The sequence below is a fragment of the Tumidithrix elongata BACA0141 genome (genome assembly GCF_036349135.1).
GTDB classification, from domain to species: Bacteria; Cyanobacteriota; Cyanobacteriia; order Pseudanabaenales; family Pseudanabaenaceae; genus Tumidithrix; species Tumidithrix elongata.
Genome location: NZ_JAZBJZ010000142.1, coordinates 1 through 12,029, shown reverse-complemented (window position 1 = coordinate 12,029; position 12,029 = coordinate 1). Strand labels below are relative to the sequence as shown.

The window sequence follows — 12,029 nt, the reverse complement described above, 5'->3', positions numbered from 1 at the left end:
AAGGAAAGGCTCTGGCAGTTTAACGGTAGACATTTTTACGCCGTAGTCTACTAGTCACATCCAAATCGCTGACTTTGCGATCGACGGGGATGTAGATGCCATCACAATCCCAATCCTGCGCTGTGGTTTGGGCATCTGCTAAGAAATAGAGGTTGGTCGGGCGATTAGAATTCTTTTTTTTGCGTTTGGAACCATATACGCCAATAGTTTTGCCTGTTTCATTGCGACATTGCCCCCAGTTTGTGCCTGTTTCTAGGGCATATTTTTGAAACTCCAAGGCAGCAATTTTTTTGGTCGTTTCATCGCTTTCAGGTGCAACCTGCGTTTCCTTAGCTTTTTGAAGTTCTGTTAAGGTATTGGTAATTTCAATATAGTCGGGATTTTCTGTGTATGGAATTCGGTCGGCAAAGGAAGGCGGTGCGATCGCAAGGTTCAATAAAACAAACAGACCCACAAGAATTAATTTTAGAGTTTTCATAATTTTCTCCTTTAAGAATAGTTTTTGAGGATAGGGACGATCGGAACTTAGGCAGCAAATTGGGGCAGGAGGTGATAGGTTCCACTATCAATCAAAATATAGATGCCTAACCCAATCAAGACATAGGGAACGACGGCCTTACCATAACGGGTCAAAACATAGGCTAACGGGGCAAAACGAGTCAGAAGGTGGGCGACATAGCACCACAGTCCCACCATTAGGAAAAAAGTAGATAAAGTCACACCTAAGCCAACAACATCAGTGCTAGCAAATAAGGGAATGTAGGTTCCAATGTTGTCTCCTCCATTCGCAAATGTCACTGCGGCAACATGGTAAATCTGGGGAGTCAGAAAGCTTGAAAGAAACGACTTGGCATAAAGGGGGGATGTTGTTTGAACGTGATGTTCGGTGTTCTGGTGACTCACTAGCGTATGAATCCCGATCGCAATCGGAACAAAGCCTAAGAGACCGATCCATATTCTGGATATCACGAAGCCCCCAAAAAATCCCGGTAGACTCAGCAAAATCAGCGCACTAAAGCCAAGATACTGTCCAATGATGATGTGCTTAGAACGAAAGGTAGGGCTGACCTGGCTATAAAAGATCATGAGGATAATAATGTCGTCAATATTTGTCGCCACAAAGGCAGTAACTGCTGCCACGATTACTTTAGCTAACCATCCAATACCCATGCTGCGATCCTCTAAATTATTGCCCTGCACAACTAGGATCGATTATCTCAGCCAATTTTTGGCTAGCGCTAAAACTCTTTCGCCACTTTTGCTTAAATTGAGCAAACTCAGACAAATCGCCACCAGTGCTAGTACCGTCAGACCTGGATATTCCAAAGTGTGACCGTCAATGAGCATCAGCACACCGAGCCCGATCAAAACAAAGGGAACCAAGTAGTTCCCATAACGAGTCAGTACTTCAGCGATCGCAGGTAGTTGGGTCAAGCGATAGGCTACATAACACCACACGCCCACCAGAGTAAAGAAAACCGCAAGAATGATCGCGAGACTTTCTACGGTGCTATTTGCAAATAGCGGTACATAGATGCCAATGTTATCGCCACCATTGGCAAAAGTGATCGCTGCCACGCTGTACACCTGTGGCGATAACAAACTGGCAAACACAGAGTTTTGGAGCGAACCTTCTGAAGCGATCGCTTGGTCGTTGGGCTCAAGGTCTTCTTCATCTTGGTTGAGCAGACGCCCCAACCCAATCGCAATCGGAAGAATACCGAGCATCCCAATCCAAGGACGGGGCATTAGAAAACTACCAAAGAAACCTGAGAGACTGGCAATGACGAGGACAGCAAAACCCAGATATTGCCCAATCACAATATGTCTTCGCCGAAAGTTCGTGCTTACCTGTGAGAAAAACAGCAGCAAAATCACAATATCATCGAGATTTGTGGCACAAAAGGCAGTAAAGCCCGTGGGAATTGCGGTGATTAATCCATTCATGTGTTTTTGCCCTTGATTTGAAAAGGTGAAGTAGCTAAATCGATGACTAGGTATGCGTTTGCAAGCCCCAAAGCTCAATGTTGAGCACGAATTTCAACAGAAAATCCTGTTAGGAATCGGTTTCGTCAATTGTGACCGCAACTACTTGTGTTGCTGGTTTGCCAAGTTGTGGGTTGTGGCTAGCAAATTGGGCATTGATTTCCTCTATACCTCGCTCCATCGACTGAAGCACATGGGGCGATCGCAGTCTTTGGACAATAAACCAACCGCAGGTGACAACCAAGTACATCAAGAACAAGTAAGGAAAGGCATCATAGGGAGCCTGTGGCACGGGGAAGATCGTGCTGCCTGGGATGCCCACACTGCCCAAAACAGGCAGGGTCATAAATCCTACGCCGAGCAAGGAAAATAGGATGTCACGGGCGCGTAATTTGCCAATTTTGTAAAGATATACGGGGGCAGCGATCGAGATCAGCAGGTAAGCCGTGAGAAAGCCAAAGCTACAAATTGCGCCCAGATACCCCATGCAGTCAAATAATTTGACATGAAACAACGTCATCGCCGCTGGCACAAAAAATGTAATTAAAGAACAAATCGAAATTGCCACATGGGGAGTGCGATTCGATGCATGGGCGATCCCCAAGGAGGAAGGGAATAAACCGTGACGCGCCATCATGAAAAATACCCTTGCTGCTGGGTTAATGCTACCGAGCACGCAAGAAAAGAAGCTGAACAAAGCCCCGATCGCCACCAAATCTCCTAAAAATCCTACGCCTGCTTGTTTTGCTAGAAAACCAAGCGGTTCTTCGCTTGTGGCGATCGCTACCCCTGTATCCCTAAACCCAAGGATCTCCACATAGGACATAAACACAAAAAAGAAACCTGCCAACAGCACGCTACCCATCAAGGCTCTGGGAATTGAGCGTAAGGGGTTTCTAGCTTCGCCGCCCAAGGATGTAGCGCTTTCAAACCCCGAAAAGCCAAAGATCACCAAGACCAGTGCGCTGGCTGTGCTTCCGGGTGTTACCCCTTGCAAGGTAAATTGGGACATATCTAGGGCAAAGCCTTTATGTGCCCAGATCGTCACTCCTAAAATAGCAATCAAAGCGATCGAGATTCCCTCTAACCACAGCATCGCGATCGCGGAAAGTTGAATATCTTTGTAAGCGGCGTACCAAGCAATTCCCGCACCGAGGGCAAGCAACGTAATATCGGAAAAATTGATACCTAAATGACCAAATAAGATGTCGCTAAAGTTAGCAAAACCACATAAAACCGACATCCCTGTAAACAAATACGCCAACACCAAACTCCAGCCGCAAACTACACCTGCACTTGCACCTAGACCGCTCACAATGTAGGTATACAGCGAACCGGGGGAAGCCGAGCGACTGGCAAATTGATTAATATTAATGCTGACAAATACCAGTCCCACCATGCCAATCAGAAAACTCAGCCAAGTTCCATTCCCTGAAAGCGCCACAATTAGACCAATGTTTGATGCGGGGATCGTTGTGGGTGCGAGTACAGCAAAAGATTGTGCTAAAACCTCTCCAAAAGAGAGACAGTCTAGCTTTAGCCCATGAATACTAGCCCCATGTCCGTTACTGAGTCTTACTTCGCTAGTCATATCGTAAATTTCCATCGTTGAGGCTGAGGTATTGCAACCTTGACTAGAACCATATAGGACAGAACAAATAGGATCAAATGGTCTTTTTTGTCATAACCATAACTTAAAGTTATCAATTCCCGCTTGAGGATTACTACGTCTCTTTTACAGTTGCGCTACTTTACAGATTATCGTTGCTTCCTTTTTAACTTCATGACCCTCGATCAGTTACGAATTTTTTTAGCCGTAGCAGAGCACCTTCACTTCACCCGTGCCGCTGAAGTTCTTTATATTACCCAGCCCGCTGTCAGTGCTGCGATTCAGAGTCTAGAGTCAGAATATGGTGCGAAGTTATTCCATCGCATTGGTCGTCGTATCGAAGTTACAGAAGCAGGCTTGTTGCTACAAGTAGAAGCGCAAAAAATTCTCGATCAAGTGGCACTCACAGAGCGAGGATTAAGGGAATTAAACAACATGCAACGGGGAGAACTAAAGTTAGGCAGCAGCCTTACGATTGGGAACTACTGGTTGCCCTATAAAATTAGTGAATTTCAGCGGCAATATCCCCAGATCTCGGTCAACTGCACCTTAGCAAATACTGAAGAAATCTGTGAAGGCACGGCAGCAGGGCTATTCGATCTAGGACTGATCGAAGGAGAAGTGCAGCAATCGCTACAAGATATTTTAGAACCAGAAGTCATCGATCGCGATCGCATGAGAATCATCGTTGGCAAGTCGCACCCTTGGTTTCAACGCATTGAAGTTTCGGTGGATGAGTTAAAGGAAACAACTTGGGTAATGCGTGAGTCTGGCTCTGGTTCGCAACAGGTGTTTGAACGGGCACTGCATTCATGGGGTATCGATCCTCGTGCGTTAAATACGGTTTTGATACTAGCCAGTGGGGAAATGATCAAAGCGATCGTGGAAAGTAGCGAGGTAGCTGCGGCAATTTCTGAATTGATGGTTGCCAAAGAAATGCGCCTATCCATCCTGCGCTCAATTCAAGTTGTTGATAATCAAAAAGGAGCTGGCAAACCGCTAGAAATTGTCCGCCCATTCTTAAAACTAAAGCACAAACAACGCTTTCAGACGCGCCTCTCTAAAACGTTCGAGCAAATATTAAATGCATAATTAAACTGTCTGGATAATTCAATTTCCTAGGTTTCGGCTTTACCTTTTGCCTAACAGAAATTCGCCTATGGCTGTCTGGGGGGTGTGATTTTACGATTTGATTCCAATATGCCACTACTCAATGGTATCGGAGCTTGAAATACAGAATTCACGGGATTATTTTGTAATAACTTACTCAGATCCAATAAATTGCCATTGCTCTCTCCCATGACCAGCGGCAGGTTCCCATTCCACTTGTCAACAATTTGCTTTTGCAGTAAATCGGGCGTTAAAGTCTTCTGAATAATTCCCTGTGCTTCAGCTTCACCTTTTGCCAAGTTGACCTTTGCTTCAGCCTCACTCTTAGCTTTCAGCGCAATAAACTCAGCCCGTTTTGCTTCTTGCTCGGCAATTTGTTTTGTCTCTACCGCATCACTAAACCTTTGTGAGAAATGTACATGAACGAGGGAGATATCATCAACAGCAATGTGATAGGCTCTCAAGCGATCGCTAAGGGCGCGATCGACGCCTGCTTTCACCTCTCCCCTAGTGGTGATAATTTCTTCTGCTGTATATTTTGCCATCACCGCTTTTAACACCTCTTCAACAGCGGGATTGATTATTCTCTCTACAACTTCCTGCTCACTGCCAATTTGCTGGAAAATGATATTTGCTTCTTCTGGAACGATGTGCCAGTTGAGCGCGATATCAGTAAATACATCCTGCAAATCTTTAGAAGAAGCCTCTGCGGTAATCTGCTGCTTTTGAATGCGCACGCTCAGCTTTTGCACAGAATGAACTAAAGGAATCACAAAATGGATACCTTCATCGAGGATCTCCTGCTGAACCCTGCCAAATTGCATGAGTACGCCCCTTTCGCCTGCATCAACGATCGCAAAGAAATTCACCACGATTGCCAACAGGCAAAAAAAGATAGCAATGCGTCGAGCAATATCTAAGTCACCAACTTTTCGTATGGGCTTGGCTGTAGTCGTTGTGGCGGTTGACGCGAGTTTCGGCTGAGGTGTTTTATTGGGATTGATGTCTGAATTTCTGACTGTATTACTATTGGAATTGCCATCCGTGCCTGATTCGATCCTTGGGTCTACAATCTCCGCCTTAAAGGGCTCAGCGTTTATTGGGCTTTGGGGTTCCTCTGTCAACATAAGTCAGACTAGAGCGAGATGAGTAAATGATATAGTCACGTCGCTATTATAGGGCTTTTTGATTGTATCTACGGTAACATCACGTACTTACGCAAATCGCCTGCATTTACTTCTAGCTCCTGAGTACTGAGTTTTTCGACATAAATATCCCCTCTTGTTCCCTCTCTGGATGTGATAGACCATCTAGCATTTCAGCCATACCTAATAACTTTGTGTAAAGTTCTTTGGTTCTTGTCTCTGGACAATGGGATGAAGCATTGAGTGGAAATCGCTTCAAAACTCCACGGATTATCTTTGCTTGGTGAGTACATGATGCAGTGAAAAAAGCAGCAGCAAACCTTTCATATATATTTCGTCCCATAAATTGAATGAGCTCTGCTTCTAACTCAAACTCGCAATACTTTGGATAAAACTCCACAAGAGTTTGGTCGTTGAAATCACCAAGAAAGAAACATTCAGATGAACCAATGTATCGGTCGATAAGTCTGAAGATCGCGATCGTTGCCAAAATTTTCAAATACCTCACGGTCTAAACTTTAAGCACAGAGAAGCTAAGCAGCTAAGTGATAGGGGACTTTAAAGCCCTAAATTGTGTTTGTCAATATCCCAGAAATCATATAGAACCATTTCAAGGTTAATTTTTTACTTAGAAAATATTTGAGGAATTTAATTGTAACATCCGTCTTGCAATAATACAGAATGGTTCACAAAACCTAAATAGGATCTTCAACTTCAGGCTAGGGACTTTATCTTGCAGAGAATTAAATAAATGGTAGCCATTGTAAAGACTAATGATTAAATCTTCATAAAGTTTAGTAAAATAAACTTATCTCTTCGGTAAGTATTTATTCTCATTGACATGACATTAGACCGATTCCCTTGGCTTACCGCGATCGTCCTGCTCCCACTCGTAGCTTCTTTACTTATCCCCTTTTTGCCTGATAAAGATGGTAAAAATGTGAGGTGGTATGCCTTGGGTGTAGGCATCGCAGACTTTATTTTGATGTGCTACGCCTTCTGGAAGCATTACGATCCGAGCAGTGCGACGTTTCAGCTAGCGGAAAAATATGATTGGATTCCGCAGTTAGGGTTAAGTTGGGCAGTTTCGGTCGATGGTATTTCTGTACCTCTGGTGCTTTTAGCAGGAATCGTGACGACGCTTTCGATTTTTGCCGCGTGGCAAGTCGATCGCAAGCCACGTCTTTTTTACTTCCTCATGCTTGTCCTGTATGCAGCACAGATAGGTGTATTTGTGGCGCAAGACCTACTGCTATTTTTCATTATGTGGGAGGTCGAGCTTATCCCCGTTTACTTACTGGTTTCGATCTGGGGCGGTAAGAATCGGCAGTATGCGGCCACCAAGTTTTTAATCTATACCGCTGCCGCCTCTATTTTTATTTTGGTAGCAGGGTTAGCCATGGCATTTTATGGAAACACCCTCACCTTTGACATTGCCGAACTTGCTTTAAAAAATTACCCATTGGCGTTAGAGCTACCCCTCTATGCAGGATTGTTGATTGCCTTTGGGGTCAAATTGGCAATTTTCCCCTTTCATACTTGGTTACCTGATGCCCACGGGGAAGCATCATCACCTGTATCGATGATTTTGGCTGGCGTCCTACTCAAGATGGGAGGGTACGGATTGATTCGTCTCAATATGGGACTGCTCGACCAAGCCCATGTTTATTTCGCACCGATATTGGTGATGTTGGGCGTAGTCAATATTGTCTATGGTGCATTTAACTCCTTTGCCCAAACCAATATGAAGCGTCGTCTCGCCTATTCCTCAGTTTCGCACATGGGGTTTGTCTTGATTGGGATTGCGTCCTTCACGGATTTGGGCATCAATGGCGCCATGTTACAGATGATTTCCCACGGTCTTATTGCATCTGTCTTGTTCTTCCTTGCAGGGGTGACCTACGATCGCACCCACACGATGTCCTTAAAAGAGATGGGCTATATCGGGAAAGTGATGCCTAAGGTGTTTGCCCTGTTTACGATTGGAGCATTAGCCTCCCTTGCACTGCCTGGGATGAGTGGGTTTGCCAGCGAACTTGCGGTTTTTGTTGGTATTACAACCAGCGACATCTATAGTTCACCGTTCCGCACGGTAACGGTTTTCTTAGCGGCGGTCGGTGTAATTTTGACACCGATTTACCTGCTCTCGATGTTACGGCAAATCTTTTATGCCTCAGAGGCAATTCCTTCCTGTGATATCTCACCCTCCTGCGATATTTCCGATATCAGCTTAAAGGCACAAGGTAGTCAGGAAGCGGTTTGCTTTGGCACCAATTGCGTTTTGCCGATCGATGCTGACTTTAGCGACGCCAGACCCCGTGAAGTGTTTATCGCACTTCTTTTCTTCGTGCCGATTGTGGCGATCGGGTTCTATCCCAAGCTGGCTTCGCAACTCTACGATGCCTCGACAGTGGCACTGAATGCACAGGTTCGCGAAGCCTACGTGCAAGTTGTATCCTCAAAAAATGCCCCGACTTTTGCCAATCATTCTTCATTTCCTACGATTGCAAAAGTTGAAATTATCTCTGCTCTGGCTAAGTAGTCAAAAGAGGTTCGGAAAATTGCACCATAGTTTTCTGAACCTCTTTTTTCGCATAGAAAGTTTTCTCATCTAGGTAGTGCTCAAGATGTAATGATAGAGATGTAGAAATTCTTAGTGTGGTGGTCCTATGGTTGCTTGCCCCATTTGTGCATCTTCCCAAACGGTTAAGAATGGTCACATTGATAACGGTAAACAACGATTTAAATAACAAAAGTGCGGACGACAGTTCATTGAACAACCAACTAAAAAGGTGATCGACCAAGCCACACAGGAACTGATTGACCGATTGCTGCTGGAACGGCGCTCTCTCGCTGGAATCGCTCGTGTCGTAAAAGTTTCTGAACAGTGGTTGCAAACCTATGTCAATGAAAAATATGCTCAGATGCCCCGCAGTGTTATCAAAAAAAAGGGCGACTGACGATTCAGTGTGATGAGTTATGGTCTTTCGTGGATCGTAAAGGGAACAAGCAATGGGTATGGTTGGCGCTTGATGCGGACACTCGTGAAATTATTGGCGTTTATATTGGCGCAAGGGATGAACGATCTGCACGTAAGTTGTGGGAATCATTGCCTCCTATCTATCGCCAACGTGCGATCGCTTACATCGATTTTTGGGCTGCCTATGGAGCCGTTCTACCAAGCAAACGACATCGAGCAGTGGAAAAAGAAACAGGGAAAACCAGCTATGTTGAGCGTTTCAATAATACTTTAAGAAAACGGGTGTCTCGGTTGGTTCGAAAAACCTTGTCCTTCTCAAAATTCTTGGAGAATCACATTGGTGCTATATGGTATTTCATTCATCAGTATAATAAATCATTACTTATTTAGCACTACCGAGATTTGAAGATGGCTCTACACCATTTAAAAAAAACTTCCTAGACCTTCCGATGCCTTATGCAAACCAACGCGGAACAAAATCGTGGTTTGTACGTCTAAAGGAAACGAATAGCATCAAGCAAAAGCTCCGTCCCATAAATTGTGGGGTATTTTTTGATTTTGATTGCAGTCAGTAGGAAGGTTAGACAATTATGGGCGATCGCATTAGAACGATTGGGTTAATTTCCTCGGTCATGCTTGGTATGGGCGGGTTTAGTTTCTTTGACGCTACCTCTCAAGCAGTGGCTCAATCTAGCCCTCAAAATTCTTTTGTAAGTTCTTTTGTCACTTCCTTAAATACATCAAATTCGCAAACTGGGCAAGCGATCGCCATTCTTAGCGATCGCATTCGCCGTGACGGTTTCTACCAAGGGCGATTTAGACACGAATGCCTCGTATTCCAAGTTGAAGGAGTGGAGACAAATTATGTCAGTGTAGCCGTTCGTGAGAAACATGGCGGCTCCTGTCCCGGTGACCCCAATACCTCCCCCCAAATCGATCGCTTTCGCGTCGTAAACACCTCAGATATTCTCTGGCTAGATTTGCCCAGAGGAGAATTTATTCCCTACGAACAGGCGCGATCGACCAGCATAAGCTCCTTAAAGCAGAGAGAACTACGGAGTGGATTTGCGATCGTTCAGCGAAACGCAGAAGACAGCCGAGCCTGCATGACAGCATTGCAAACCGTTCAATCTCAGCTTGAATTGGGCAGAAATGCGATCGCTGAGGTTTATAAAAACGATATTTCTAACCAATTTGATGGCTATCCTCAACTTCGTCCATTTAGCTACAACTTTCGACTCAAGGGTTCTGGGGTAGATGCTGTCATGAGTTCAAATCAACTTCTAGCCTCAGTTAGTAAGAGGATTATCGAAGCCTGTCCTCAAGTTAGTCTCGTACAATTTAATGTGGCTGAAACCGACTGGGTAAGAACCTATGGGGATTTGGGAAATCGTAAGGTTGAGGAATTTGAGTGTATCGAGCCACCTATCTCCACACAAAAAATTCGTTGGGGACAACAAGTTTGTCTGTGAACCCAAAGTTGGAAAACACTAAGTTCCTCTATGCTATAGCAATCCCAAATCGTTTATGAGAAAGAGCCATACATCTTGAGTACTGCCAACAGGCGTAATTTTGCGATCGGAAAGATTAAGAATAGTGAATTAGTCAGGGTAACTGGGTGGGGCTTTGCCACACCATCCCCAGGAGGTCATAGTAACTGCACAGACAGGATCTTGCTTATAGAATCGATCCTACTGAGAATTCCCATCTCTGTATTTCTCACAGTCTGCTATATTTTTGTGGAACTAAGAGATGATTTTTATGCAAAAGAAATACTGGTCGTGGATAGCGATCGGCTTAACAGTGGTTCTATCCCTAGTCCTAACGATTTATTTCAGCGTTCAATTGCCAGCATTCGCACAAAAGCCTGCGAATACAGCGCCAAATGTTACGACCGAAGTCAAGCCAAATCAGACGCTACGCGTGGTAACACGGGTACTGAAGCCCTTTGTGTTTGAGGATGGGAAGGAGCTAGCTGGTTTTAGTATAGATATATTGCGAAACATCGCAACTGAACTGGGTATAAAATATACCCTTTCCGTTCAGCCCAGTGTTAATGGCATGTTAGAACAGGTTAAAACCAATCAAGCTGATTTAGGCATTGCGGCTGTTTCGATTACCAAGGAACGAGATAAGGATTTTGATTTTTCCTATCCATTCTTTCAGGGTGGTTTGCAGATTTTAGTGCCGATGAAGAATAGTGGAAACTCACTGTTCAGTATGGTTGCTAATTTCTTTTCCGTTGGTTTGTTTCAAGTAATCGGACTGATTCTATTAGTCAGTTTGATCCCTGTGCATATTGTTTGGTGGGTAGAGAGTCGTGATGAAGGAGGAATGTTAGAAAACAAATCTTACTTCCCAGGCATTTTTACAGTTTTTTGGTGGGTCTTGGCAACCTTGGCAACACAAGCAGAACAAATGCCGAGAACTTGGATCGGTAGGGTTGTGGCTATCTTTTGGATGTTTACAGCAGTTGTCTTTGTCGCCTACTTTACAGCAACCGTAACCACTTCGCTGACCGTACAGCAGCTACAAGGAAGCATTCAGAGCGAAAGTGACTTACCGGGTAAAAATATTGCCACGATTGCAGGCAGTACCTCAGCCAATTATCTCCGTAAAAATAATATTCAATCCACGGAAGTAGATCGGATTGAAGCTGCCTACGATCTGATACTGAACGGTCAGGCAGATGCTGTGGTTTTTGACGCTCCCGTTCTACTTTATTACGCTTCTCATGAGGGTAAAGGTAAGGTTCAAGTTGTAGGAGGCGTTTTTGAAAACGAGAACTATGGAATCGTATTCCCTCCTAATAGCCCGCTTCGACGTCAGGTCAATAATACCCTGCTGACTCTGCTAGAGAATGGAACCTACAAAGACCTCTATAAAAAATGGTTTGTCAGAAATTAAAGAACTGATATTGCAATCCCAATTTTATTTGTATGTAGGGGCAATTCATGAATTGCCCCTACTACGATTCTATTTTCTGGAAAGGCGATCGCAGAAATCAATAAATGTTTGGAATGACTTCAAATGATTGGGATTATCTTGAACTCGCTTCATCAACTGCTCCAAATAAAACTTTTCACCCACTACTTTTGATTCTCCCTTGCTGTAGGAAAGTTTTGTAGCTTTTCCTCTGGCTTTACAATACTTCGGACAAAATTAGTAAGCAATAGCGCCGTAGGAGCAAAGATCTAGG

The 12,029-nt window shown here is 44.4% G+C and carries 10 protein-coding genes and 1 pseudogene; 5 read left to right on the top strand and 6 right to left on the bottom strand.

The genetic code is table 11. The annotated features are described in order from the left end of the window. Positions 1-19: 19 nt before the first annotated feature. From V2H45_RS22790 to V2H45_RS22775, 4 genes are all read right to left on the bottom strand, one after another. A complete protein-coding gene (locus V2H45_RS22790) occupies positions 20-478 on the bottom strand; it encodes a hypothetical protein (RefSeq protein ID WP_330485988.1) in 459 nt (152 codons plus the stop codon). Positions 479-525: 47 nt separating this feature from the next. Next, positions 526-1,164 carry a cadmium resistance transporter gene (locus V2H45_RS22785; RefSeq protein ID WP_408648875.1) on the bottom strand — a complete coding sequence of 213 codons (639 nt, stop codon included), beginning with the start codon at positions 1,162-1,164 and terminating at the stop codon, positions 526-528. Positions 1,165-1,212: 48 nt separating this feature from the next. Beyond that, complete coding sequence (locus V2H45_RS22780) at positions 1,213-1,947, bottom strand: cadmium resistance transporter (protein ID WP_330485986.1); 735 nt, start codon at positions 1,945-1,947, stop codon at positions 1,213-1,215. Between the two features lie 109 nt (positions 1,948-2,056). Further along, positions 2,057-3,577 (bottom strand): APC family permease, encoded by a 1,521-nt coding sequence (locus V2H45_RS22775; RefSeq protein ID WP_330485985.1) that lies wholly within the window; start codon positions 3,575-3,577, stop codon positions 2,057-2,059. Between the two features lie 192 nt (positions 3,578-3,769). Here V2H45_RS22775 and V2H45_RS22770 point away from each other — a divergent pair, with 192 nt between their 5' ends. After that, positions 3,770-4,687, top strand: coding sequence for a LysR substrate-binding domain-containing protein (locus tag V2H45_RS22770; protein WP_330485984.1), 918 nt, complete (start codon positions 3,770-3,772; stop codon positions 4,685-4,687). 65 nt (positions 4,688-4,752) lie between these two features. On the opposite strand, the gene V2H45_RS22765 is transcribed toward V2H45_RS22770, so the two are convergent. Then, a complete protein-coding gene (locus tag V2H45_RS22765) occupies positions 4,753-5,607 on the bottom strand; it encodes a prohibitin family protein (RefSeq protein ID WP_408648874.1) in 855 nt (284 codons plus the stop codon). A 337-nt stretch (positions 5,608-5,944) separates the two neighbouring features. Next, positions 5,945-6,340: a hypothetical protein gene (locus V2H45_RS22760; protein ID WP_330485982.1), complete on the bottom strand. Its 396-nt coding sequence runs from the start codon at positions 6,338-6,340 to the stop codon at positions 5,945-5,947. Between the two features lie 351 nt (positions 6,341-6,691). Between V2H45_RS22760 and V2H45_RS22755 the strand changes: the two genes are divergently transcribed. The 4 genes and pseudogenes from V2H45_RS22755 (at position 6,692) to V2H45_RS22740 (ending at position 11,737) form a co-directional block, all read left to right on the top strand. After that, positions 6,692-8,392, top strand: coding sequence for an NAD(P)H-quinone oxidoreductase subunit 4 (locus tag V2H45_RS22755; protein ID WP_330485981.1), 1,701 nt, complete (start codon positions 6,692-6,694; stop codon positions 8,390-8,392). A gap of 127 nt (positions 8,393-8,519) precedes the next feature. After that, positions 8,520-9,220 (top strand): annotated as a pseudogene (locus V2H45_RS22750) (IS1 family transposase). A 200-nt stretch (positions 9,221-9,420) separates the two neighbouring features. Beyond that, positions 9,421-10,302 carry a hypothetical protein gene (locus V2H45_RS22745; protein ID WP_330485980.1) on the top strand — a complete coding sequence of 294 codons (882 nt, stop codon included), beginning with the start codon at positions 9,421-9,423 and terminating at the stop codon, positions 10,300-10,302. A 289-nt stretch (positions 10,303-10,591) separates the two neighbouring features. Continuing rightward, positions 10,592-11,737, top strand: coding sequence for a transporter substrate-binding domain-containing protein (locus V2H45_RS22740; protein WP_330485979.1), 1,146 nt, complete (start codon positions 10,592-10,594; stop codon positions 11,735-11,737). Positions 11,738-12,029: the final 292 nt, after the last annotated feature.

Excerpts from the sequence above, each read along its gene's own strand:
- V2H45_RS22745 (WP_330485980.1), top strand. The coding sequence starts at position 9,421 with ATGGGCGATCGCATTAGAACGATTGGGTTAATTTCCTCGGTCATGCTT.
- V2H45_RS22755 (WP_330485981.1), top strand. The coding sequence starts at position 6,692 with ATGACATTAGACCGATTCCCTTGGCTTACCGCGATCGTCCTGCTCCCA.
- V2H45_RS22740 (WP_330485979.1), top strand. The coding sequence starts at position 10,592 with ATGCAAAAGAAATACTGGTCGTGGATAGCGATCGGCTTAACAGTGGTT.
- V2H45_RS22770 (WP_330485984.1), top strand. The coding sequence starts at position 3,770 with ATGACCCTCGATCAGTTACGAATTTTTTTAGCCGTAGCAGAGCACCTT.
- V2H45_RS22790 (WP_330485988.1), bottom strand. The coding sequence starts at position 478 with ATGAAAACTCTAAAATTAATTCTTGTGGGTCTGTTTGTTTTATTGAAC.
- V2H45_RS22780 (WP_330485986.1), bottom strand. The coding sequence starts at position 1,947 with ATGAATGGATTAATCACCGCAATTCCCACGGGCTTTACTGCCTTTTGT.
- V2H45_RS22775 (WP_330485985.1), bottom strand. The coding sequence starts at position 3,577 with ATGACTAGCGAAGTAAGACTCAGTAACGGACATGGGGCTAGTATTCAT.